This is a genomic window from Pseudomonas sp. 20P_3.2_Bac5, from assembly GCF_025466035.1.
Lineage (GTDB): Bacteria > Pseudomonadota > Gammaproteobacteria > Pseudomonadales > Pseudomonadaceae > Aquipseudomonas.
In genome coordinates this window covers 64706-85455 of record NZ_JANLOA010000072.1, presented here as the reverse complement: position 1 = coordinate 85455, position 20750 = coordinate 64706, and the positions used below count along the sequence as shown (strand labels likewise).

Here is a 20750-nt window from a genome sequence, read left to right as displayed (position 1 = left end):
CGGGTATTTCGCCGCCGATTCTAGGGGCAGGGCGGTCTAGCAAGGCCATCCATTCCAGGCGCCTGAACCAGACCACTTCTCAGCGCTTAAGCACCTTGGCCAGCCGTCGCATCGCCGCTTCGATCTCATGTTCCGTCAGAGAGGCATAGCCAAGTAGCCAACCCGGTCGGCTCGCCGTCCCCGCATACAACGGGCTGAGCCCCAGCAATTGAATGCCGGCGCTGGCCGCTTGGCGCAGAGTGCGCTCCTCCGACCAGCCATCGGCGAGGAAGCACGGGATCTGCAGTCCACCCGGCGGCGGCAGTGCGCTGGCGATGCCCGGCAGGTGGCGCGAGACGGCGTCGAGCAGCACCGTGCGTCGCGCCCGGTATAGCTTGCGCATGGCGCGGATATGGGCGTTGTAATGGCCGTCTTCCATGAACCGCGCCACGGTCAACTGGAGCAACTGCGGCGTGTGGCCGTCCATGATGCTGCGGGCGCGGGTAAAGACCTCGACCAGTTCCGGCGGCAGCACCATGTAGCCCATGCGCAGGCCGGGAAACAGGGTTTTGCTGAAGGTGCCCAGGTAGATCGTCCGCCGGTACGGGTCCAGCCCCTGCACGCAGGCGGTGGGCAGGCCGTCGTAGTGGAACTCGCTGTCGTAGTCGTCCTCGATGATCCAGCGGCGCTGTTCCGCGGCCCAGTTGATCAGTTCCAGCCGGCGCTCCAGTGGCAGGGTCGCGCCGGTGGGGTACTGGTGCGAGGGCGTCACGTAGAGACAGGTCGCGCCGCTGGTGTCGGCGCGCAGCAGGTCGGTGCGCAGGCCGTAGTCGTCGACATCGATCGGGATCACCCGGGTTTCCGCGGCTTCGAAGGCCCTGCGCGCGCCAATGTAGCCGGGGTTTTCCATCAGCACCGGTTTGCCGGCATCGGCCAGCAATTGGGCGCAGAGCAGCAGGGCCTGGCGGGTGCTACTCAGCACCAGAATCTGCTCGGGCGAGCACTTGGCGCCACGCTCCAGGTTCAGGTAGGTGGCGATGGCGTTGCGCAGCGGCTCGGCGCCCTGCGGATCGCCGTGCAGCAGCACGCTGCCGCGATAGTCCTTCATCACCTGGCGGTGCAGGCGTTCCCAGACGGCGAGGGGGAAGGCGCGGGTTTCCGGGAGGCCGGGGGCGAAGGCGCGAATCTCCTGTTGGTCACTGACCCCACCCTGTTCGAGGATGAGCTGGCCGCGACGGCTCAGCGCCGGCGCGGTTGGCGGGCTGGTCTCGCGACGCCGGCCCGCGCCGGGACGGCGTTGGGCGCCGCCCCGCAGCTCGGGGCCGAGGGTGTTCGAGACGTAGCTGCCGGAGCCTTCGCGGCGGGTAATGAAACCGTCGCGGTGCAAGTGCACATAAGCGTTTTCCACGGTGTCGCGGGCAACCCCAAGGGACCCGGCGAGGACGCGGCTGGCCGGCAGTTTCAGGCCGGGCGCCAGGGCGCCTTCGAGAATCAGCGCGCGCAAGGCCCGCTGAATGCGCTGGTGCAGGTCGAGCGGCTGCAGGTCGGCGGCGCCCAGGCGCATGTTCAAGGTTTCGAGTTCGAAGGTGCTGGCCATCGGGTCGGCGCTCCCTGCGCGGTGAAGTGGTCTGCTGATTGGCTGCAAAGTGTAGGGGCACGGCAGGCCATTGCGAAGCTATAAATGCTCCCCGTTCGGGCCCGTCAGCCCGTCCTGTCAGGAGCCAGATGCCATGTCAGCAAAAACTTCCATTGCCCGGCCGGGGCCGGGCGACCTTATTCACCCGATCATCGCCGGGCTGATTTCAGTCATCGTCAACTATGGCGGCACCTTCATCCTGGTGTTCCAGGCCGCACGTGTGGCGGGTTTGAGCCCGGAACTGACGGCGTCATGGGTGTGGTCGGTGTCGATCGGCGTGGGGGTGACCGGGTTGCTGCTCAGTTGGGCCACGCGAGAGCCGATCATCACCGCCTGGTCGACGCCGGCCGCGGCCTTTCTGGTGGTCGCGTTGGCGACCACGCCCTATGCCGAGGCGGTGGGGGCGTATCTGATTTCCGCGGCGGCCTTCGTGGTGCTGGGCCTGTCCGGTTGCTTCGAGAAGGTCATTCGCCTGGTGCCGCCCGGGGTGGCGGCGGGCTTGTTGGCGGGCATTCTGCTGCCGTTCGGCATTGGCGCCTTTGCCAGCGTCAGCGTCGATCCGCTGCTGGCGGGCGTGCTGATCGCGGTGTATGTGGTGTTCAAGCGCTTTACCGCGCGCTACGCCGTGGTGGCGATTCTCGCCTTGGGCATGGTTTTGTTGCTGGCGCAGGGACGACTGGATTTCTCCGGACTGCAGTTGCAATTCGCCGCCCCGATGTTCACCGCGCCGGCGTTCTCCTTCAACGCGCTGCTCAGCGTGGCCATGCCGTTGTTCCTGATCACCCTGACCGGCCAGTACATGCCCGGCATGCTGGTGCTGCGCAATGACGGCTTTCGCACCAGCGCCAATCCGATCGTCACCGTGACCGGGCTGGGTTCGCTGCTGATGGCGCCGTTCGGTTCCCACGCGTTCAATATCGCGGCGATCACCGCGGCGATCTGCACCGGCAAGGAGGCCCACGAGCAACCCTCCCGGCGCTGGATCGCCGGTATTGCTGCCGGGCTGTTCTATATCGTGGTCGGCATCTTCGGCGTGACCTTGGCGGCGGTGTTCATGGCGTTTCCGGCCAGCTTTATCACCACCCTGGCCGGGCTGGCGCTGCTGGGCACCATCGGTGGCAGCCTGGCCAGTGCCCTGGCCGACGCGCGCACCCGCGAATCCGCGTTGATCACCTTCCTGGCCGCGGCCGCCAATATCACCCTGTTCGGGATTGGCGGCGCGTTCTGGGGATTGCTTATCGGCCTCGGCGCCCATGCCGTGCTCAATGGCCGCCTGCCGCGCCGACGAGCGTCCGCAGCGGAGGGTGAAGCGGTCAACTGACCGGTGTGTCGGAGTGCGCTCGCGGGCGCACTCCCGGGTCATCCTCGGCACGATGGTTCAGAAATTCCTGAACTGATTATTTGTCATCAGCGATTTTTCCCGCGCAGGCCCCTCGCCAGAATCCCTCACGACAACTACAAAAATCGTGAGTACCGCCTCCGTGACCCAGATTCCCTCGCGCGAACATCAGGTATTGCAGGCCGCCGCCGCCCTGGTCGATGCCTTCGCCAGCAATGACACCGCCCGCTACTTCGCCTGCTTCAGCGAAGACGCGACCTTCCTGTTCCACACCCTTGCCCAGCCGCTGACCTCGCGCCACGCCTATGAACAGGTCTGGCAGCAATGGCAGGCCGAAGGCTTCGCCGTGCTCGGCTGCCAGTCCAGCAATGGCCAGGTCAGCCTGCAAGGCGAGGTGGCGATCTTCATGCATGACGTCGCCACCCACATCCGCCTCGGCGGTGAAGAACACCGGTTGCAGGAACGGGAAACCATCGTCTTCCGCCAGCACGGCGAACGCTGGCTGGCCTGTCACGAGCACCTGTCGGTCCTCAGCGACGCTTGATTTTATTTCGGCGGCCTTGCCGCTACTGCCAACGCACTCACCCGCGGAGCGATCCGCGGGGCAGACAAGAGGGCGGCGCCTGCGCGCCAGCCTTATAACAATCAAGACAGGCGCTGGAGCATCACCATGAGCCAATCGACGCGGATCGAAACCAACGGGGTCGAACAGATTCCCGATCATCAACGCAGTGCCAGCCCGCTGGACCTGTTCCGCCTGATCTTCGGCGGCGCCAACACCTTCGCCACCGCGGTGCTGGGCAGTTTCCCGGTGCTGTTCGGGCTGTCGTTCCAGGCCGGGGTCTGGGCGATTTTGCTGGGGGTCGGCGTCGGTGCGCTGATCCTTTCCCCGATGGGCCTGTTTGGCGCGCTCAACGGCACCAACAACGCGGTGTCGTCCGGCGCGCATTTCGGCGTGCACGGGCGCATCGTCGGTTCGTTCCTGTCGCTGCTGACCGCCGTGGCGTTCTTTTCGCTGTCAGTGTGGAGCTCCGGTGACGCCCTGGTCGGCGGCGCCAAGCGCCTGGCCGGATTGCCGGAAACCGACCTGACCCTGGGCCTGGCCTACGGCCTGTTCGCGGTGCTGGTGCTGGTGGTGTGCATCTACGGTTTCCGCTTCATGCTGTGGGTCAACAAGATCGCCGTGTGGGCATCGAGCCTGATGTTCCTGCTCGGCATCGTCGCCTTCGCCGGCCCGTTCGACGCGGGCTTCGCCGGCAGCGTCAACCTCGGCCAGCCGGGCTTCTGGGCGGCGTTCATCGGCTCGGCGCTGCTGGCGATGAGCAACCCGGTGTCGTTCGGCGCCTTCCTCGGCGACTGGTCGCGCTACATCCCGCGCGCAACGCCGAAGTCGCGGATCATGCTGGCGGTGATCGCCTCGCAGGTCGGCACGCTGATTCCGTTCCTGTTCGGCCTGTGCACCGCCACCCTGGTGGCCAGCCACGCCCCGCAGTACATCGAGGCGAACAACTACGTCGGCGGCCTGCTGGCGATTTCGCCGAGCTGGTTCTTCCTGCCGGTGTGCCTGATCGCGGTGATCGGCGGCATGTCCACCGGCACCACCGCGCTGTATGGCACCGGCCTGGACATGTCCAGCGTGTTCCCGCGCCTGCTCAGCCGCGCCGGCGCGACCCTGCTGATCGGCGTCGCCGCCATCGCCTTTATCTTCATCGGCCGCTTCGCCTTCAATCTGGTGCAGAGCGTGTCCACCTTCGCGGTGCTGATCATCACCTGCACCAGCCCGTGGATGATCATCATGATCCTCGGCCTGATCACCCGCCGTGGCTTCTACCACGCCGACGACCTGCAAGTCTTCACCCGCGGCGAGCGCGGCGGTCACTACTGGTTCACCCATGGCTGGAACTGGCGCGGCATGGGCGCGTGGATCCCCAGCGCGCTGGTCGGCCTGTGCTTCGTCAACCTGCCGGGGCAGTTCGTCGGCACCCTGGGCGAACTGGCCGGTGGCATCGACATCAGCCTGCCGATCACCCTCGGCATGGCTGCCGTGCTGTACCTGGCCCTGATCAACCTCTTTCCCGAGCCCGCCGCGGTGTTTGGCCCCAAGGGCCCTCGCTGGGTATTCCGAAAACCAGTGGCGCAGGCGCCGCTGACCCGTGCCGAAACGGCCTGACTGGAGCTGCACATGACTCATTACATCGATGGCCGCTGGGTAGACGGCGCCACTGCCGACTGCATCAAGGTATTCGACCCGTCCCTGGGCGAGCCTTTCGCTGAACTGCAGGCCGCCAGCGCCGCCCAGGTCGATGACGCCGTGGTCGCCGCGCGCAAGGCGCTGCCGGCGTGGAAAGCGCTCGACGTGGCGAAACGCGCGGGTTTCCTGCGCGGCTTCGCCGAACAACTGGGCCTGCGCCGCGAAGAACTAATCAGCCTGCAGATGCGCAACAACGGCAAGCCGCGCTTTGAGGCCGAGGTAGACCTGGACGACGCCGTCGCCACCTTCGGCTACTACGCCGACCTGATCGAGCAACAGGCGCAGAAAGACCCGAACGTCGCCCTGGCCGCGCCGGGCTTCAGCGCCCGCACCCGGCTGGAGCCGGTGGGCGTGGTCGGCCTGATCGTGCCGTGGAACTTCCCGCTGGTGACCAGCGCCTGGAAACTCGCCCCGGCCCTGGCCGCCGGCTGCACCGTGGTGCTCAAGCCCTCGGAAATCACGCCGCTGATCGAACAGAGCTACGGCCAGATCGCCGAGGCCCTGGGCCTGCCGGCCGGTGTGCTGAATATCGTCGTCGGCAAGGCCGAAACCGGCATCGCCCTGAGCAACCACAACGGCCTGGACAAACTGTCGTTCACCGGCAGCAACACGGTGGGCAGCCAGGTGATGCGCAGTGCTTCGGCACAGTGCCGCCCGGTCACCCTGGAGCTGGGTGGCAAGTCAGCGATCGTGGTGTTCGATGACTGCGACCTGGATCAGGCGGTGGAGTGGATCGTCGCGGGTATCTGCTGGAACGCCGGCCAGATGTGCTCGGCCACCTCGCGCCTGCTGATCCAGGACGGCATCGCTGATGCGCTGCTGGCGAAGTTGCAGGTGGCGCTGGCGCAACTGCGGGTCGGCAACCCACTGACCGAAGAAGTCGACATGGGCCCGCTGACCAGCCAGGGCCAATGGCTGAAAGTCGCGGCGTACTTCGCCGTGGCCAGGGAAGAAGGCTTGAAGTGCCTGACGGGCGGCGAGCCGCTGGACCGCGCCGGCTGGTTTGTCAGCCCGACGCTGTACGCCGATGTGCCGACGGACAGCCGTCTGTGGAACGAGGAAATCTTCGGGCCGGTGCTGTGCAGCCAGCGTTTCAGCACGGAAGCCGAGGCGATTGCCCTGGCCAATGACAGCCGCTTCGGGTTGGTCGCGACCGTGGTCAGTGCTGATCTGCAGCGCGCCGAGCGGGTTGCCGATGCGCTGGAAGTGGGGCATGTGTGGATCAACTCGATCCAGGCAGTGTTCGTCGAAACCTCATGGGGCGGGACCAAGGGCAGCGGCATTGGTCGCGAGCTGGGGCCTTGGGGGTTGTCGGCGTATCAGTCGGTCAAGCATGTGACTCGTTGCCTGGGGTGATATCTCCACGTCCGGTCTGCCTTCATCGCTGGCAAGCCAGCCCCCACAAGGAATGGAGCACACCGCGAATCCTGTTGGGGTCCGGCTTGCCGGCGATGAGGCCCTCAGCAGCACCGCCGTTGATGGCCGGTTCGCGAACAAGGAGAAAGGAAGCTGGGGATTCAATCGCTGGCAAGCCAGCTTCCACACGTTTTTCTCTCAGTTCCGATCCAGCCACACCGTCTGCGCATTGCAGAACTCGCGCACACCAAAGTGCGACAGCTCCCGCCCGAAACCACTCTTCTTCACGCCACCAAACGTCACCCGCGGATCGCTCGCGCAGTAGCCGTTGATGAACACGCCACCGGTGTCCAATTCATCGGCCAGTTGCTCGGCCAGTGCCGCGTTGGCGGTGTAGATGGTCGACGCCAGGCCGAACTCGCTGTCGTTCGCCAGTTCCAGCGCATGCCGCGCATCGCGGGCGGTGATGATCGAGGCCACCGGGCCGAACAGTTCCTGTTTGAACGAGGTCATCTGGTCGGTCACGTCAGCCAGCACGGTCGGCTGGTAGAAGTTGCCAATGCCTTCGGCCTTGCCACCACCGAGCAGCAGGGTGGCGCCTTCGGCCAGGGTTGCCTGGACTTGCCCGTCGAGTTCGTCGCGCAGGTCGAAGCGGGCCATCGGGCCGATGTAGGTCTGGTCCTGGCTCGGATCACCCACCACCAGGGCGCGGGTGGCTTCGACGAATTTCGCGGTGAAAGCCTCCACCACGCCTTGCTCGACGATCAGGCGCTTGGCCGCGGCGCAGACCTGGCCGGTGTTCTGGTAGCGACCGATGACCGCGGCCTTCACCGCTTCGTCCAGGTCAGCATCGTTGAGCACGATGAACGGGTCGGAGCCGCCCAGCTCCAGCACGCATTTCTTCAGCGCGGCACCGGCCTGTGAGCCGATGGCGATGCCGGCGCGCACGCTGCCGGTCAGGGTGACGGCGGCGATGCGTGGGTCGGCGATCGCGGCGGACACGCCGTCAGGGGTAACGTTGAGCACTTCGAACACGCCTTCCGGGAAGCCGGCGCGCTTGATCGCGTCCAGCAGCAGGTAGGCGCTGCCCATTACGTTCGGCGCGTGCTTGAGCACGTAGACGTTGCCGGCCAGCAGCGTCGGCACCGCGCCGCGCAGCACTTGCCAGATCGGGAAGTTCCACGGCATCACAGCGAGGATCGGGCCCAGCGGACGGTATTCGATGCGCGCCTTGCCCACCGCTACGGGCGCCGCTTCGGGGGCGATCATGGCGGGGCCGGCGTCGGCGTACCATTCGCAGAGCTGGGCGCATTTCTCGATTTCGCCACGGGCCTGGGCGATCGGCTTGCCCATTTCGGCGGTGATCATCCGCGCCATGGCTTCGGCGTTGTCGCGCAGCGCGCCGGCCAGCGCCAGCAGGCGTTCGACCCGGGCTTCGACCGGGGTGCGGCGCCAGGCCGCGTAGCCGGCGGCGGCGCGAGCGAGGGTGGCGTCCTGCACGGCGGCGCTTTCGTAGGGATAGTGGCCAATCTGCTCGCCGGTGGCGGGATTGATCGACAAGGCATGGGTCTGGTGGCTGATCACGGTCATTTTGGAGTTCTCATGGACGGTGTATGGATCGAAGCCTACTGCGTTGTGTCTTTCCCTTGAACTGAATAATACTGAGCGAAACATTCACGCAGAGAGAATGACTCTATGGATCTGGTGCAGTTGGAGATGTTCAAGGCCGTGGCAGAGCAGGGCAGCATCAGTGCCGCGGCTCAGCACATTCATCGGGTGCCGTCGAACCTGACCACAAGAATCCGACAACTGGAGCAGGAACTGGGGGCGGATCTGTTCATTCGCGAGAAAAGCCGCCTGCGTTTGTCGCCGGCCGGCTGGAATTTCCTCGACTATGCGCGGCGCATTCTCGACCTGGTGGCCGAGGCGCGGCAGACCGTGGCCGGCGACGAACCCCAGGGCGCCTTCGCCCTCGGCTCGCTGGAAAGCACCGCGGCGGTGCGCATCCCGGCGTTGCTGGCAGCCTATAACCAGCGTTACGCCAAGGTCGAACTGGACCTGAGCACCGGGCCGTCAGGGGCGATGATCGATGGCGTGCTGGCCGGGCGACTGAGCGCCGCCTTTGTCGACGGCCCGGTGCTGCACCCGGCACTGGAAGGGGTGCCGGTGTTTACCGAGGAAATGGTCCTGATCGCGCCGCTGAACCACGGGCCCATCCAACGCGCCGCCGAGGTCAACGGCTCGACCATCTACGCCTTCCGCGCCAACTGTTCGTACCGCCATCACTTTGAAAGCTGGTTCGCCCAGGACGAAGCGGTGCCGGGCAAGATCCTCGAAATGGAGTCCTACCACGGCATGCTCGCCTGCGTCAGCGCCGGGGCCGGGCTGGCGTTGATGCCGCGCAGCATGCTGGACAGCATGCCGGGTTGCAGTACGGTCAGTGTCTGGCCGTTGTCCGAGCGCTTTCGCTATCTGCGCACCTGGCTGGTGTGGCGCAAGGGCATGATGTCGCGCTGCCTGAGCACCTTTGTCGAGTTGCTGCGCGAGCGCGGTGATGTGCTGGAGGCTGATGACGCGGTCGTTGCCAACGGATAAACCGTCATCACGCAGAGCCACAGGACTCGTGCACAAACACCGTTCCTTCAAACAACAACCGCGCCGTGCGCACCAGCCCGCAACTGACGATGCGCCCGCCTTCCTGGCGGATCTCCACGCTGAATTCACCGCTCGGGTGCTCCACCGACACCCGATGCAGCGGCCCCGACTGCAGGCGCGCGAGCGGCCGGGCCACGGTGTCTTCGATCAGGCAGGCGGTGGCCACGCTGACCGCGCCGAATACGCCGATGGAGGCATGGCAGCGATGAGGGATGAACGAGCGGGTGGCGATACTGCCGCCCGCGCGCGGTGCCGCCACCAGGCACATTTTCGGCACGTTGCGCTGGCTGACATCGCCCAGGTGCATACGCGGGCCGGCCTGCAGGCGGATTGACTCCAGTCGTGCTTTTAACTCGCTGTCGACGTCCAGTTGCTCGCGGCTTTCGTACCCGCTGCGGCCGAGGTCTTCGGCGCGCACCAGCACCACCGGCATGCCGTTGTCGATGCAGGTTACTTCGACGCCGTCGAAGCTGTCGCGGGGCGCGCCGGTGGGCAGCAGGCTGCCGCAACTGGAGCCGGCGACGTCCTTGAAAGCGATGACGATCGCCGCGCCGCTGCCCGGCACGCCGTCGATGCGGGTGTCGCCGGCGTAGCTGACCGCGCCATCGGGCGTGGCAATGTGGGCGACGGCGACCTGTCCGGTGTTTTCCATGAAGATCCGCACCGGCGTGCTGTCACTACGCACCGGCACCAGGCCGCGTTCGATGGCGAACGGACCGACGGCGGCGAGGATATTGCCGCAGTTCTGGCCCAGGTCCACCCGCGCTTCGTCCACCAGCACCTGGGCGAACAGGTAGTCGACATCGGCGTCGGCGCGACTGCTGAGACGGATGATCGCGACCTTGCTGGTCAGCGGATCGGCGCCCCCGATGCCGTCGATCTGCCGCGCATCCGGCGAGCCCATCACCGCCAGCAGCACAGCATCACGCTGGGCGGGATCGGCGGGCAGATCGTCGGCGAGGAAGAAGGCGCCCTTCGAGGTGCCGCCGCGCATCAGCAGGCAGGGGATGCGGCGCTGGCTCATAGGCGATTTTCCAGATCGTCGAGGCTGTCGACGTAGACCAGGCCTTTCGCTTCCAGGCGCGGGCGCATGCTGTAGATGTCCAGGCCCAGCTCGCCATTGGCCAGGCGCAGGCGTTTCTGTTCTTCCAGCTCGGCGCGGGCCAGCGCGGCCTGGGCGACGTCGCGGGCTTCGGTACGACGGACCACCACCACGCCGTCGTCGTCGGCAATCACTACGTCGCCGGCATTGATCATCTGGCCGGCGCAGAGCAGCGGCAGGTTCACCGAACCGAGCACTTCCTTGACCGTGCCCTGGGCATTGATCGCCCGTGACCACACGGCAAAGCCCATTTCCCGCAGGGTCTGGCTGTCGCGCACGCCCGCGTCGATCACCAGCCCGCGCACGCCGCGAGCCTGGAGCGAGGTGGCGAGCAGGTCGCCGAAATAGCCGTCGGTGCATGGCGAGCTGGGCGCCACCACCAGCAGGTCGCCGGGTTGGCACTGCTCGACGGCGACGTGGAACATCCAGTTGTCGCCCGGCGCCACCAGTACCGTCACCGCCGAGCCGGCGATTGCACGGCCCTGCTGGATCGGCCGCAGGTGCGAGGCCAGCAGGCCCTTGCGGCCCTGGGCTTCATGGACGGTGGCAACGCCGAGGCGGCCGAGAGTCTCGATGACATCCGGTTCGGCGCGGCGAATGTTGCGCACCACGTAGCCGGTCTTGCCGATCAGTTCGCTCATGCCAGGTTCTCCGTAACTCGCGGGAAGATGCTCTGGTAGCCCTCGGCGTAGACGATGTCGCGGCTGGAGGCGATGCCGACGTTGCGCTTGGCCTGCACGCCGCGCTGCAGGGCGACGCGGGTGTAGTACTCCCAGAGGTGTTCCTGGCCGGCCATGCACTGGATGGCGGCGTATTTGCGGTCCCACACCTCGGTGATGTCGAGCAGCACGTCCGGGCGCCATTCGCACTGCTCGGGCTGGTGCGGCTCGAAGCTGTACACGGGCGGTGCGCCGACGATTTGCTCGCCCGGCCGGTAGCCCTCGGCCTGGGCGATGATCCGCGCTTCCTGGGCCAGGTGCATGGCCAGCGGGTGGTCGTAGTTGTACGGGTCTTTCAGCGAGTGGCTGAGGACGAACTCCGGTTGCACGCGGCGGAACACATCGGCGAGGCGAAACAGCGTGTCCTTGTCGGCGCGCATCGGGTAGTCGCCGATATCGAAGAACTCGACGCTGGCGCCCAACACCTCGGCGGCGGCTTCGGCTTCGTGGCGGCGGGCGGCCTTGACCTTGTCTTCGGTCATCTCGCCCTTGCGCCACAGCTTGGCCGATTCGCCGCGCTCGCCGAACGACAGGCAGACGATATGCACCGCGTAACCCTGCTGCGCATGCAAGGCGATGGCGCCGCCGGCGCGCCAGACGAAATCGGCGGAGTGAGCGCTGACGACCAGCGCGGTTTTCTGGACCTGGGACATTGCAAGGCTCCTTGTGCGTTTTGTCCAAGGATGTCAGCCGGGTCGAAAACGGAGTAATGCGTAGGGCTGAGCCGGGTATGCGTTTTGCTTATTGCTCTGAAGGGGGCTTGGGCGCATAGTCCCGCGCTTGCTGGATATTGGATGCCGGTGAGCCTATGGCTTCCCCACCAAATCAGGCCTGCACCGAACCTGTGGGACGCCGAACCGCAGCGATAGCGGCCTACCAGACTCCACCGCCAGAGGACCAGGAAAATGCCGACCGACGAACTGATCAACCTGATGCAGGTCCGTGCGTTCGTTCGGGTAGTAGACCTGGGCAGTGTCTCGCGGGCCTGCGAGACGTTGTTCCGCGCCCAGTCGGTGGTGACCCGGGCCATCTCCGAACTGGAGGTGCGCCTCGCGGTGCCGCTGTTCGAGCGCCACGCCAACGGCATGCGCCTGACCAACCAGGGCGCGCACATTCTGCCGCGGGCGCGGCGAGTGCTGGCGGAGCTGGACACGGTGCCGCGCCTGCTGGGCAGCGCCGAGAACGTTGAGCCGCTGTACCTGTTCCAGGCGCGGCGCTTGCAGGTGTTCGCCAAACTCTGCGAAAGCCGCCATATGCAGACCGTCGCCAGTCATTTCGGCCTGAGCCAGCCGGCCGTGAGCGCGGCGCTCAAGGTGCTCGAAGGCGGCGCCGGGCGCTCGCTGTTCGAGCGCACGCCACGGGGTTTGCAGCCGACCCGGGCGAGCCTGGAAATCGTCTTTCCGATCCGTCGCGCGCTGAACGAGCTGCGCCATATCGACACCGACCTCAGCGCCTTGCGCGGCAGCCTGCAAGGCGTGGTGCAGGTCGGCGCGCTGCCGCTGGGGCGCACGCGGATCCTGCCCGAGGCCATCGTTCGCCTGACCGCCGAGCACCCCGGCATCCATGTCATCACCAACGAAAGCCCGTTCGACCTGCTGGCCACCGAGCTGCGCGCGGGCGATGTGGATTTCATCTTCGGCGCCCTGCGTGGCAGCAGTTATGCCAGCGACCTGAGTGGCGAGGCGCTGTGGTCGGAAGACATGGTGGTGCTGGCGCGGCGCGAGCATCCGCTGCGCGGGCAGCCGTTGAGCGACGAGACCCTGGCGGATGCGGGATGGGTGCTGCCGCGGGCGGGCTCGCCGGCACGGCAACTGGTGGACGACAGCTTCAGCGCGCAAGGGCTGGCGCCGCCGCGGCCACGGGTGGAAAGCGCGGACCTGGCGATTATCCGCGGCCTGTTGCTGCGTTCGGACATGCTGGCGATCGTTTCGGCGCATCAGTTGGAGCATGAAATCGAGCGCGACGAGCTGTGCATCCTGCCGTTGTCGCTGGCCCGTACCACCCGCGCCATCGGCCTGACCTGCCGCACGGCGAGCTTGCACTCGCCGCTGGCGCAGGCACTGATGGCGACGATTCGCCAGGTGGTCGCCGAGCTACCGGCTCAGAGCAGCTTGAACGGGTAGTTGAAGATCAGCCGGTTCTCATCGAAGCGGGTGCCGCTGCCCCAGTCGCGGCGCTGGCTGGAGTTACGCCATTTGACGTTGAGGTTCTTCAGCGCGCCGGACTGCACGGTGTAGGCCACTTCGGTTTCGCGGCCCCATTCGTGGCCGTCGTTGGTGACTGCGTTGTGCACGTCGCGGCCTTGCAGGTAGCGGTTCATCAGGGTCAGGCCGGGGACGCCGAGGGCGGCGAAGTCGTAGTCATGGCGAACCTGCCACGAGCGTTCTTTCGCGTTCTCGTAGCTGGAGTTGAAGGTGTCGTTGGCCAGCACGCCGCCGCTGGTGCCGTTGACCCGGAACCACTCGTCATCGCCCATGATTTTCTGCAGGCCGAGGTAGAAGGTGCTGCCGCCATGGCGTGCCGAGAACAGCCCGCTGGCGGTGCGGTTGTCCAGTTCACCGGCGCGGGCGGCGCCATCGTCCTTTCCGAGGAAGTAGCCGAGGTTGGCGCCCAGTACCCAGTCGCCCACCGGCTGGCTGTGCTGCAGCGTCAGGTACTGCTGGCGATAGATGTCTTTCAGCTCCGCGCTCCACAGGCCGACCAGGGTGTGCTCCTGGTTGAAGCGCAGTTCGCCGCCGGCGAAGCTGAAGCGGTCCGAGGTGAAGCCTGGGCGGGTGAACAGCGACATGTCCTCGCGGCTGGCATCGTTGCGCGGGCTGTTCTGGCGCATCTGCCCGCCGTACAGGGTCAGGCCGTCGATTTCCTTCGAGGTGACCTGCGCGCCCTGGAAGGTCTGCGGCAGCGAGCGGGCGTCGTCGGAACGCAGGATCGGCAACACCGGTGACCATTCGCCGACTTTCAGTTCAGTCTTCGACAGCCGCACCTTGCCGGCTACCGCCAGGCGTCCGTAATCGTCGGCGGGATGGCCGCCGTCATGCACCGGCAGCAGTTGCGTGTTGGTGGTGCCCTGGCCACCGTCCAGCTTGACGCTGTACAGGCCGAGCACATCGAGGCCGAAACCGACGGTGCCCTGGGTGAAACCGGATTTGGCGTCGAGGAGGAAACTCTGGGTCCATTCCTCGGCCTTGCCCTGGCTTGCGGTGTCGACGAAGTTGCGATTGAGGTAGAAGTTGCGCAGGGTCAGGGTGCTGCTGGCGTCGTCGATGAAGCCGGCGGCCATGGCCGGGGCGGGCAGGGCGCAGGCCAGGGCCAGGGTGAGCAGCGGGAAGTCGCGGGTGGTCTTCATTGTTGTTGTTATTCCATTCGTTGGACACGGCGCTGCCGCCCGGCGCAAGTGCGCAGGCAGGCAACGTCTGGAGTTATCGCCCCGGTGGCCGGGGCGAGGGGTGGATCAGTCGGCCTTGCCGGCGACCGAGTAGAGCACTTGCTGGTTGCGGGTCTTCATGAAGTCTTCGAGGCTCTGCCCGCGCATGGCGGCGTAGATGTCCAGGTTGGAAATGCCCAGCACCGCGCCGAGTTTTTCCAGCACGAAGAAGATCGCGCCGTACTGGATCAGCCCGCGCCAGTCGCGACGGCGCAGCAGGTCGCGTTCCTCTTCGCTGAGCGCGGCTTCGGCGTACATCGCCTCGGGCTCGGCCAGGAAGCGTGCGCGCCAGGCCGGCTCGATCATGCGGTGCAGGAACTTGTTCAGACGGTAGCTGCGGGCACTGCGCTCAAGGGTGAAGGGGTAGGTGCCTTCGAGCTTTTCGGCGCCCGCCAACTGGTGCCCCATATGCGCCAGGTGACGGGCGTTGACCTCGGCCGGCACCGGGCGATCACGGTTTTCCAGAAGCAACGTGGCGATGCCGGTCATCGACGGCAGGTAGTAGTCGTAGTGCAGTTGCTCGACGGTGGCCGACAGCGCGCCGCGCATGATCAGCCAGGTGATCACCTCGGCGCCTTCCATGCCGCCGAGGGTGGCGTATTCGGCCTGGGTCAGGCGGGTCAGTTGCACCGGGTCGTTGACGAACAGGTCGATGAACTGCGCGTCCCACTCCGGGTTGTTGAAGCCGCAGCGCTCGCCGTGGACCTGGTGCGACACGCCGCCGGTGGCGACGATGGCGACCTTGAGGTCTTGCGGGAAGCTCTCGATGGCCCGGCGCAGCGCCTGGCCGAGCTTGAAGCAGCGCGCTGCGCTGGGGATCGGGAACTGCAACACGCCCACCTGCAACGGCACTATCTGCACCGGCCAGCCGTTGTCGCAGGGCAGCAGCGCCGACATCGGCGAGAAGAAGCCGTGGTCCAGCGGCTTGTCGCGGAAGAAACTCATGTCGAACTCGTCGGCCATCAGGCTCTCGCCGATGTGTCGCGACAGCGCCGCGTGGCCGCCGATGGCCGGCAGCTCGCGCGGATTGCCGCCTTCGTCGGCGACGCCATACTGCTCGTCGACACCGAGGGCGAAGGCGCTGTAGTGGTCGAAGAAGAACGAGGTCACGTGGTCGTTGAAGATGTAGAACAGCACATCCGGCTGGCGCGCCTGCAGCCAGGCCTTGACCGGCTTGAAACTCTCGAAGATCGGCGCCCAGGCGGCTTCGTCCTGTTTGTCGTGGTCGACCGCGAAACCGATGGTCGGGGTGTGCGAGACGGCGAGGCCGCCGATGATTCGTGCCATGACGAGTTCCTTGAAAATGGAGGGTTAGTGCGCCAGCAGCGCCTGGCTCGCGCGGCGTCGCGCATGGCCGTTGGTGAGAATGGCGGCGGCGGCGATGAACGCCGGCGTGCCCAGCAGGGTGAACAGCAGCGGCAGGCCCAGGCCCATGCTGAGCACCGCGCCGCCGATCAGCGAACCGAAGATCGCCCCGAAACGACCGATACCGAGCATCCAGCTTACGCCGGTGGCGCGGAACTCTGTGGGGTAGTAGCCGGGGGCAAAGGCGTTGAGGCCGGTCTGCGCGCCGCTCATGCAGAAGCCGGCGGCGAGCACGCCCACGGCCAGCAGGCTGGATTCCAGGCTGAAGGCGCCGAGCAACAGGATGCACAAGCCGCCGAGCACATAGGCGGTGGCGATCACGCCGTTGGGGTTGCGGCGGTCCATGATCCAGCCCACCACCAGCGCGCCGACGGTGCCGCCGATCTGGAACAGGCCGGTGATGGTTGCGGCGCGTTCGATGCTCAGGCCGCTGTCACGCAGCAGGGTCGGCAGCCAGCCCATGGTCAGGTAGATCACCAGCAGGCCCATGAAATAGGTCAGCCACAGGGCGAGCGTGCCAAGGCGATAGCGCGGCAGGAATAACTGGCTGACCGGCGCCTTGCTTTGCAGCGGCGGTTCGGCAACGTGGAAGCGGATGTCGGCGTTGAAGCGGCCGCCGAGCTTGCCGAGGGCCTTGGCGATCTGCTCGGCCGGGGCTTTGCGCACGGCGAGGAAGTGCGCCGATTCCGGCAGCAGCGCCCACAGGAATGGAAGCAGGAGCAGCGGCAGGATCCCGCCGGCCAGCAGCACCGCTTGCCAGCCGTAGGAGGGGATCAGCCAGGCCGCGAGAAAACCGCCGCCGCCGGACCCGAGGTTGAAGCCGGTGAACATCAGGGTGATCAGCAGCGAGCGGTTGCGCTCGGGCAGGTATTCGCTGAGCAGGGTGGTGCAGTTGGGCAGCGCCGCGCCGAGGGCGATGCCGATCAGCAGGCGCAGGCCGGCCAGCTCCCAGGGATTGCGGGCGAAGGCGCAGCCGAGGCTGAGAATGGCGAAACCGGTGACCGCGATCAGCAGCACCTTCTTGCGGCCGAGGCGGTCGGCGTAGGGGCCGGCGGTCAGCGCGCCGATGGCCAGGCCGACCATCCCGGCGCTCATCACCGGGCCGAAGGCGGCGCGGGACAGGCCCCACTCCTGCATCAGCGACGGCGCGATAAAGCCCATGACCGCGACATCGAAACCATCGAACAGCACGATCAGGAAACACAGGCCGAGGATCAGCCATTGGTAGCCCGCCACGGGGCGGTTGTCGATCCACGCCTTGACGTCGACAGATTCATTGAGCATTCGGATTCACCTTTTGTTTTTGTAGGGGTGAACAGCGCGCCAGCCTTCGAAAATGCTGATGGCCGGTGCAGGGTCACCTGGCCGCAATGCGGCGAGGCTTGACTGTAAGGCCGGAGGCTTTGGGCGCGCCTCTGGGAAATGCTTAAGAAGGTATCGAATGTGTTTATGAGGGTGGTTGAGAGCTTGAGGCTTCTTGGCTGCGCGGGGCCTCATCCCAACATCCATAGACACATTCTGTATAAACTGCCCGCCACCGTCTCTATTCCAAGCCTTCCCGCCCGGCATTCCCCAGGAGTTTCCCGCTTGTCCCGCAACAACCTTCCGCTCGTCATGCTCCCTGGTCTGCTCAACGACCACCGCCTCTGGGCCCACGCCCAGGCCACGTTCGAACCTTCCCGCCAGGTGCTGATTCCCGACCTCAGCCAGGACGCGTCCATCGTCGCCATGGCCGAGCGCGTGCTGGAGCAGGCGCCGCCGCGATTCGCCCTGGCGGCGCTGTCGATGGGAGGTTATGTCGCGTTCGAGATCCTGCGCCGTGCGCCGGAGCGGGTCGAGCGTCTGGCATTGCTCGACACCATGGCCCGCCCCGACGACCCACAACGCGCCCGCGTGCGTCGCGGTCTGCTGGAACTGGCCGGGTTGGGCAAGTTCAAGGGGGTAACGCCGCAACTGCTGCCGCGCCTGATGCATACCCGTGCGCTCGATACCCGTGTGCCGCAGGTGGTGATGGCGATGGCTGACGATATTGGCCGCGAAGGCTTTATCCGCCAGCAGCAGGCAATCATCGACCGCGCCGACTACCGGCCGCTGTTGGCGAGCATCGGCGTGCCGACCCTGGTGCTGTTCGGCGAACAGGACGAAATCACGCCGCTGGCCGAGGCCCGGCTGATGCACGAGGGGATTCCCGGCGCGCACCTGGAGGTGATCGGCGACTGCGGTCATTTGCCGCCGCTGGAACACCCGGCGCGCACCAGCGAACTGCTCGCGCAGTGGCTGGCCGGCGCCTTCGATGCCTGATTCCGTTTATCCCGTTGTCCCCCGGAAGTCCTTGTGAAAGACCCCGCTGTTACACCCGGCCTGTCCGGTATTTTCCTGCTCGGCCTGCTGCAGATTCTGGTCTGGGGCGGTTCGTTCTTCTTGCTGGCGGTGATGGCCGCGCCAATCGTTCGCGACACCGGCTGGGCCCTCCAGTGGGTGTACGGCGCGTTGTCCTTGAGCTTGCTGGTATCGGCAATGCTGGCGCCGTTGACCAGCCGGTTGATCGCCCGTTTCGGCGGCCGACCGGTGCTGGCCAGCAGCGGCGCGGTGGTTGCTGTGGGCTTGCTGCTGATGTCAGCGGCGCCGTCGCTGGGCTGGTTTCTGCTGGCGTGGGGTGTGATCGGCGTGGGCATGGCGCTGGGGTTGTATGAAGCGCTGTTTGCCAGCCTCGGTGCGCTGTACGGCGAAAAGGCGGCCGGGGCGATTACCGGCATCACACTGATTTCGGGGTTCGCTTCGACCCTGACCTGGCCGTTGGTGGCGCTGCTGATCGAGCATCTGGGCTGGCGCATGACCTGCGTCGCCTACGCCGTGGTGTTGCTGCTCAGCGTGGCGCCGTTGTATTGGCGGGCGCTGCCGGCGGGCGTCGGCATCAAGATCGCCAGCAAGGCGCAACAGGCCGCCGAGGACCGGGTCGACCCGCAGGTCTACTGGCTGCTGACCACGATCTTCGCCATTGGCGCGGTATTGATGACTGCGGTGGCGGTGCATCTGGTGTCGATTCTGCAAGGGCAGGGCCACAGCCTGGTGGCGGCCATCGGCTTCGCGGCGGTGCTGGGGCCTTGTCAGGTGGGTTCGCGGATCGTGCAGATCTTCGCTCGCAAACGCCATCCGCTGTGGACCACGTTGATTTCAGTGGTGCTGGTGGCGAGCGGCTTGTTGCTGGTGGCGCTGGTGCCGGCGGCGACCTTGCTCGGGCTGGTGTTGTATGGCTTCGGCAACGGGTTGCGGGCCATTGTGCGCGGGCTGTTGCCGCTGGTGCTGATGTCGCCGAGCAACTATGTGCTGCTGATGGGCAAGATGTCGTTGCCGTCGCTGGTCGGGCAGGCGGCGACCCCGTTGGTCGGCGGCTGGCTGTTGCAGAGCGCCGGGCCGGGCGCGGTGCTCGGGGTGATGGCCGGATTGGCGGGGGTGAATGTGTTGCTGGTGGGGATGTTGATGCGGCGGTTGTAGGGCGCGTTCATAAACCTGCGGGGCGAGATTGGCGGGGCTTGGGTTGCACGCCTTCGCGAGCAAGCTCGCTCCTACAGGGTTTGGGTGTTTAGAAGGGCACGGCTACTGTCAGTTGGCTGTAGATGTTGGTGCCATTGCCGCCCACCTGATTGCCGCCGTTGGTTTCATCCTTTTTCGGCTGGTACAGGCCGATCACCGGGCTGATGATCAGGTGCTCGTTGACCGCCCATTCGGCATAGAAATCCAGCTCGCGGGCATCGAGGTTGAGGGTGTCGCGGGTGCGCAGGGTGTGGAAATCGAAGTACAGCGCGCCGACGGTGAGGTTCTCCAGCGGTGTGGCTTTCAGGCCGACATGGTGGATGCCGGTGTTGCTGTTGAACGGTCCGGAGTAGTTGGCCGCCACTTCGCCCTGGAACCAGGTGCCGTAACCCGTGCTCAGGCCGGTGAACAGTGAATCCCAGCCCTGGGAATAACGGGTGTAGCGGTAGGTCAGTTTCGGCGCCCATGCGACGTCGGCGAAGGTGTAGCCAGCTTCGGCGTACCAGGCTTTTTCCGGCCCGGCGTCTTTGTCCTGCCAGGCGTATTCGAAGGCGAAGCTGGCGTTTTCGATGCCGGCGCTGCCTTCGCCGCGGACGCTGTAGACGTCCATGTTCTCGCGCTCTTTCTGGAAGTCGCTGGCCCACTGGTCGGTGACGTCGAGGCCATGCACCCAGGTCAGGCCGAAGGTGCCGGCGTCGGTGGTGTAGTCCAGGGTGCCGGCAGCCAGTTCGGTTTCGGCCTGGGCGCGGTTGTCGGATTTGAGCCAGAGCACGCTGCCGTGCAGGCCGTCCTGGCCACCCAGTTTCAATACCGCGGTGCGGTCGAAAGCGTGGCGGGCGGCGAGGTAGTAGGCGCCGCCACGGTTGAGGTCGCCGTCGGCCGGGCCTTTGCCGAGGTTCGGGCCATCGTCGTTGATCAGGAAGCCGCTGCCGATCTTGACCACCTGGCGACCGGCGGAGAAGTCCACGCCGTCCTTGCCTAGGGCCGGGAACAGATCGCCGGAACGCCAGCCGAGGAAGGCGTCTTCGATCTTGGTGGTGCGCTCGGAACCGTCGGTGTTGCCGGCGGCGTCGCCGTCGCCCCAGGTCGCCGAACTGACCAGATTGAAGGTGCCGTACAACGTGCCATTGCCGCCCAGGCCCTGGTCACCGCTGACGCCGTACTTGATGAAACCTTCGCGCCAGGTCGAGCCGCCCGCTGTGCCGTCGTAGTTCTTGCGGCTGTTGAACATGCCGAACACGGCGAGCATGTCGGCGTTCAGGTGGGTGTCGTCGTCCGCGTAGAGTTCGTAAGCCAGTGCCGGTTGCGCGGCGGCGAGCGTGACCAGGCTCAGGCCGACGGCCCGCGCGAGCGGCATCAGGCGATGCTGTTTGTCCATTGTGATTCCCCA

Annotated in this window: 17 protein-coding genes; 8 read left to right on the top strand and 9 right to left on the bottom strand. The window is 66.2% G+C overall.

The genetic code is table 11. From position 1 onward, the window contains the following. Window positions 1–79: 79 nt before the first annotated feature. Complete coding sequence (locus NTD88_RS14280) at window positions 80–1576, bottom strand: PLP-dependent aminotransferase family protein (RefSeq protein WP_262154264.1); 1497 nt, start codon at window positions 1574–1576, stop codon at window positions 80–82. 133 nt (window positions 1577–1709) lie between these two features. Between NTD88_RS14280 and NTD88_RS14275 the strand changes: the two genes are divergently transcribed. From NTD88_RS14275 to NTD88_RS14260, 4 genes are all read left to right on the top strand, one after another. Beyond that, a complete protein-coding gene (locus tag NTD88_RS14275; protein ID WP_262154265.1) occupies window positions 1710–2936 on the top strand; it encodes a benzoate/H(+) symporter BenE family transporter in 1227 nt (408 codons plus the stop codon). A gap of 145 nt (window positions 2937–3081) precedes the next feature. Next, on the top strand, window positions 3082–3498 hold the full coding sequence (locus NTD88_RS14270) for a YybH family protein (protein ID WP_262154266.1): 417 nt from the start codon (window positions 3082–3084) through the stop codon (window positions 3496–3498). A gap of 126 nt (window positions 3499–3624) precedes the next feature. Then, window positions 3625–5124: a purine-cytosine permease family protein gene (locus tag NTD88_RS14265; RefSeq protein ID WP_262154267.1), complete on the top strand. Its 1500-nt coding sequence runs from the start codon at window positions 3625–3627 to the stop codon at window positions 5122–5124. 6 nt (window positions 5125–5130) lie between these two features. Further along, window positions 5131–6561, top strand: a complete 1431-nt coding sequence (locus NTD88_RS14260; RefSeq protein ID WP_262154310.1) for an aldehyde dehydrogenase family protein — start codon at window positions 5131–5133, stop codon at window positions 6559–6561. A 198-nt stretch (window positions 6562–6759) separates the two neighbouring features. Here the strand turns inward: NTD88_RS14260 and NTD88_RS14255 are convergent, their stop codons facing one another. Then, window positions 6760–8151, bottom strand: a complete 1392-nt coding sequence (locus NTD88_RS14255) for an aldehyde dehydrogenase family protein (protein ID WP_262154268.1) — start codon at window positions 8149–8151, stop codon at window positions 6760–6762. A gap of 105 nt (window positions 8152–8256) precedes the next feature. Here NTD88_RS14255 and ptrR point away from each other — a divergent pair, with 105 nt between their 5' ends. Further along, a complete protein-coding gene (gene ptrR / locus NTD88_RS14250) occupies window positions 8257–9156 on the top strand; it encodes a putrescine utilization regulator PtrR (RefSeq protein WP_262129997.1) in 900 nt (299 codons plus the stop codon). A 7-nt stretch (window positions 9157–9163) separates the two neighbouring features. On the opposite strand, the gene NTD88_RS14245 is transcribed toward ptrR, so the two are convergent. The 3 genes from NTD88_RS14245 to galB are packed head-to-tail and all read right to left on the bottom strand — an operon-like array spanning window position 9164 to window position 11690. Continuing rightward, window positions 9164–10240, bottom strand: coding sequence for a 4-oxalomesaconate tautomerase (locus tag NTD88_RS14245; RefSeq protein WP_262154269.1), 1077 nt, complete (start codon window positions 10238–10240; stop codon window positions 9164–9166). Next, the gene (locus NTD88_RS14240) at window positions 10237–10959 is read right to left on the bottom strand and encodes a 4-carboxy-4-hydroxy-2-oxoadipate aldolase/oxaloacetate decarboxylase (protein ID WP_262129995.1); all 723 of its coding nucleotides are present in this window, start codon (window positions 10957–10959) and stop codon (window positions 10237–10239) included. The genes NTD88_RS14245 and NTD88_RS14240 overlap by 4 nt, the downstream gene beginning before the upstream one ends. Further along, the gene (gene galB, locus NTD88_RS14235; protein ID WP_262154270.1) at window positions 10956–11690 is read right to left on the bottom strand and encodes a 4-oxalmesaconate hydratase; all 735 of its coding nucleotides are present in this window, start codon (window positions 11688–11690) and stop codon (window positions 10956–10958) included. The genes NTD88_RS14240 and galB overlap by 4 nt, the downstream gene beginning before the upstream one ends. Window positions 11691–11942: 252 nt before the next feature. On the opposite strand from galB, the gene NTD88_RS14230 reads away from it, so the two are divergent. Next, on the top strand, window positions 11943–13160 hold the full coding sequence (locus NTD88_RS14230) for a LysR family transcriptional regulator (RefSeq protein ID WP_262154271.1): 1218 nt from the start codon (window positions 11943–11945) through the stop codon (window positions 13158–13160). On the opposite strand, the gene NTD88_RS14225 is transcribed toward NTD88_RS14230, so the two are convergent. The 3 genes from NTD88_RS14225 to NTD88_RS14215 all read right to left on the bottom strand — a co-directional run bounded on the left by NTD88_RS14225 (window position 13139) and on the right by NTD88_RS14215 (window position 17110). Further along, on the bottom strand, window positions 13139–14383 hold the full coding sequence (locus tag NTD88_RS14225) for an OprD family porin (protein WP_262154272.1): 1245 nt from the start codon (window positions 14381–14383) through the stop codon (window positions 13139–13141). The two genes, NTD88_RS14230 and NTD88_RS14225, sit on opposite strands and share 22 nt — an antisense overlap. 105 nt (window positions 14384–14488) lie before the next feature. Beyond that, the gene (locus NTD88_RS14220) at window positions 14489–15748 is read right to left on the bottom strand and encodes a gallate dioxygenase (protein WP_262154273.1); all 1260 of its coding nucleotides are present in this window, start codon (window positions 15746–15748) and stop codon (window positions 14489–14491) included. Between the two features lie 24 nt (window positions 15749–15772). Further along, entirely contained in the window at window positions 15773–17110 is a 1338-nt protein-coding gene (locus tag NTD88_RS14215) for an MFS transporter (RefSeq protein WP_262154274.1), read from the bottom strand. 303 nt (window positions 17111–17413) lie between these two features. Here NTD88_RS14215 and NTD88_RS14210 point away from each other — a divergent pair, with 303 nt between their 5' ends. Both NTD88_RS14210 and NTD88_RS14205 read left to right on the top strand, forming a co-directional pair. Then, on the top strand, window positions 17414–18127 hold the full coding sequence (locus NTD88_RS14210) for an alpha/beta fold hydrolase (RefSeq protein WP_262154275.1): 714 nt from the start codon (window positions 17414–17416) through the stop codon (window positions 18125–18127). Window positions 18128–18211: 84 nt separating this feature from the next. Then, window positions 18212–19321 carry an MFS transporter gene (locus tag NTD88_RS14205; RefSeq protein ID WP_095157548.1) on the top strand — a complete coding sequence of 370 codons (1110 nt, stop codon included), beginning with the start codon at window positions 18212–18214 and terminating at the stop codon, window positions 19319–19321. 88 nt (window positions 19322–19409) lie between these two features. Here the strand turns inward: NTD88_RS14205 and NTD88_RS14200 are convergent, their stop codons facing one another. Beyond that, complete coding sequence (locus tag NTD88_RS14200; protein ID WP_410017278.1) at window positions 19410–20717, bottom strand: hypothetical protein; 1308 nt, start codon at window positions 20715–20717, stop codon at window positions 19410–19412. Window positions 20718–20750: the final 33 nt, after the last annotated feature.